The following is a 3,075-nucleotide window of genomic DNA, read 5'->3' on the forward strand; positions in this document are numbered from 1 at the left end:
AGTCGCGCTCGTTCGACTGAATGGATTCCATGATGATGGCGAAGTTCTTGGCCTTGGCGCGAACCTCGACAACATCATTATCCTTCACCTGGAAGGAGGGGATGTTGACGCGCTTGCCGTTCACCAGGATATGACCATGGTTGATGATCTGGCGAGCCGAGAACGGGGTCGGGGCGAACTTCATGCGGTAGACGACGGCGTCCAGGCGACGCTCCAGCAGCTGGATCAGGTTCTCGCCCGAGTCACCCTTGCGGCGAACGGCTTCCTGGTACAGCTTGCGGAACTGCTTCTCACCGATATTGCCGTAGTAGCCCTTCAGCTTCTGCTTGGCCATCAGCTGCAGACCGAAGTCCGACGGCTTCTTGCGGCGCTGACCATGCTGGCCGGGGCCATATTCACGCTTGTTGACCGGGGACTTGGCACGGCCCCACAGGTTCACGCCGAGGCGGCGATCAATCTTGTACTTGGCTTCTTGACGCTTGCTCATCACAAACTCCGTTATGCTGCCCGATGATCAGACAGCTTTGTTGTCCCGGTAGTTCCCTGCCCTTTGGCCATCAGGCGATCCCAAAAGACAAAAACAGGGACGGGGCGCCAAAACGACCGGCGCCCGCCTTCCCAGGAATGGTGGCGGGTATAGAGGATGGCGGAGGGCCTGTCAAACCCGTTGGCGGCCCGCCCGCGCAACCCAGAAAGGATTCAAAGGCAGGCGTTCAGTGCCTGTGCAAACCGTCCCGCCGTTTCCACCGACAGACCCGCGATGTTGATACGACCGGAGCCGGCCATATAGACGGCATGTTCTTCGCGCAGCCGCTTGACCACATCGGGTGACAGCGGCAGCAGGGAGAACATGCCCCGCTGCTGATCCACCCGGCCCAGTACGCTGCCATGGCCGGCAAGGGCCGCGCGGATGCCCAGCAGGCGGTCGCGCATCGTGTTCAGTTCCAGCGTCCAATCGGCGACCAGGGCGGTATCATCCATAAGCGTGGCGATGACGGCCCCGCCATGGTCGGGCGGCATGGACCAGTTGGCGCGTGCGAGCGCCAGCATGTTGGAGGCCACACGGTCGGTATCGGCGGCACTGCCCGTCTGCACGAACAGGGCGCCGACACGGTCACGATAGACGCCGAAATTCTTGTCGCAGGAATAGGCCAGCACCGCCTCCGGGCAGGCATCCATCACCATGCGCACGCCGGCGGCGTCCTGCTCCATGCCCAGGCCCAGGCCCTGATAGGCCAGATCCAGGAAGGGCAGGATGCCGCGCGAGGACAGGGTGTCGGCAATCACCCGCCACTGTTCCAGGCTGAAATCCGCCCCGGTCGGGTTGTGGCAGCAGCCGTGCAGCAGGGCGACATCGCCCGGCTGCGCCCGGTTCAGCGCGTCCATGACGGCATCGAAGGTCAGGGTCTGGCTGGCCGGATCGAAATGCTTGTAGGTCTGCGCCTTCAGACCGGCAGCGGCCAGGATGGGCGGATGGTTGGGCCAGGTGGGCGTACCCACCCAGACGGTGACGCCGGGCCGGCTGGAGGCGATCAGTTCGGCCCCCAGACGCAGGGCGCCGGTGCCGCCCGGCGTCTGCACGCCCGTCAGGCGACCGCCCAGTTCCACATCACCCAGGGCCAGACGCGCCATGTGCCGGGCGAAGGCGACATTGCCTTCAGGGCCCAGATAGGACTTGCTGTCCTGGCTTTCCCACAGCTTGCGTTCCGCCGCCTTGACCGAGCGCATGACGGGCGTATGGCCGGCATCGTCACGGAACACGCCCACGCCCAGGTCGATCTTGCCCGGACGGGGATCGTTGCGAAACATGCCGATCAGGGCCAGAAGGGCGTCGGCGGGCTGTTGGGCCAGCGGCTGAAAGAAGGACATCGGAACCTCGGGTGGGCGGGGTAGGAGTGTGGGCACAGGATAGGCCTTCGTCGGCGCAATTACTGTGCGAAGTGGGGGCTGGGAAACGCCGATCTGCCTTGCCCGGGCGGTTTGGCTGACAAATTATTGCGCGGGCCGTCGGGTGGCCAGCCAGATACCAGGCAGCACCAGGGCCATGCCGGCCAGATGGAACCCTTCCAGCCGCTCCCCCAGCAACAAGGCCGCCAGGGCGGCGTTGTAGAGCGGGGTGAGGTAGAGCGTCATGCCGGCGCGGCCCGGCCCGAACACCGTCACCAGCCGCCCATAGACAAGGTAGGAGGCCAGGCCCGGCACCAGGGCCAGGAAGAACAGGGTGGCGATGGTGCGGACCGACCCGTCCGCCATCTGTCCCATGCCCATTTCCAGCCCATAGAAGGGCAACATGGCCACCACCCCGCCGGCACAGATGCCGGAGAAGCGGGCAAAGGGCGTCAGGCCGCTGGCGCGATGGCGCAGCAGCAGGGAATAAAAGGCCCAACCATTGGCGGCCAGCACGATCCAGAGATCGCCCGCCGTGAAATGCAGATGCAGCAGCGCCTTGGGATCGCCCTTGGCGATGACGGTGACGACGCCGGCCAGACTGACCGCCACGCCTGTGGCCTGAACGGCGCTGACCCTCTCCCGCCAGAACAGCCGGCCATAGAGCACGATCAGAACGGGTGCCGACGCATAGATCAGGCTGATATTGGTGGCCGTCGTCGTCTGCCCCGCCAGATAGACGGGCGCGCCGCAGATGCCCATGCCAAGCGCACCCAGCAGCAGGAACCCGCGCCAATCACGCCGCAGTTCCGGCCAGCCGGCGATCAGTTCATGGCGGATGAACGGGGCCAGGATCAGCAGCGCCAGGGCCCAGCGCCAGAACGCCATGGCCACCGCCGGTATTTCCCCCGCCACAAACCGTGCCGTCAGCACATTCGACCCGAACAGCAGGGGCGAGGCGGCCAGCAGCAGGAACCAGGAGAAGAGGGAGGGGCGATGGGGCATGGTCAGCGGCTATAGGCCGACATCGGGGCGTTGCCAAGCGTCAGATCGGAAATGGAGCCGGACCGGGATGCGGAGCAGGGCGGCGGGAAAACTGAGGTCTGTTGAGATTCAAGGCGTAGTTTTTGCTGCCCATTGGAACTCATAGATTGCCTCCCCGGCGAAGGCCGGGGCCCAGGGGCCGAG

The 3,075-nt window shown here is 65.2% G+C and carries 3 protein-coding genes; all 3 read right to left on the bottom strand.

The window, feature by feature from the left end:
• Window positions 1–487, bottom strand: a 487-nt coding sequence (gene rpsD, locus ACODSP_RS28145; RefSeq protein ID WP_488968814.1) for a 30S ribosomal protein S4, incomplete at its 3' end; no start/stop codon positions are given.
• Between the two features lie 212 nt (window positions 488–699).
• Window positions 700–1,869: an amino acid aminotransferase gene (locus ACODSP_RS28150; RefSeq protein WP_488968815.1), complete on the bottom strand. Its 1,170-nt coding sequence runs from the start codon at window positions 1,867–1,869 to the stop codon at window positions 700–702.
• Window positions 1,870–1,992: 123 nt separating this feature from the next.
• Window positions 1,993–2,892: a DMT family transporter gene (locus tag ACODSP_RS28155; RefSeq protein ID WP_488968816.1), complete on the bottom strand. Its 900-nt coding sequence runs from the start codon at window positions 2,890–2,892 to the stop codon at window positions 1,993–1,995.
• Window positions 2,893–3,075: the final 183 nt, after the last annotated feature.

Source organism: Niveispirillum sp. FG156, from assembly GCF_057809555.1.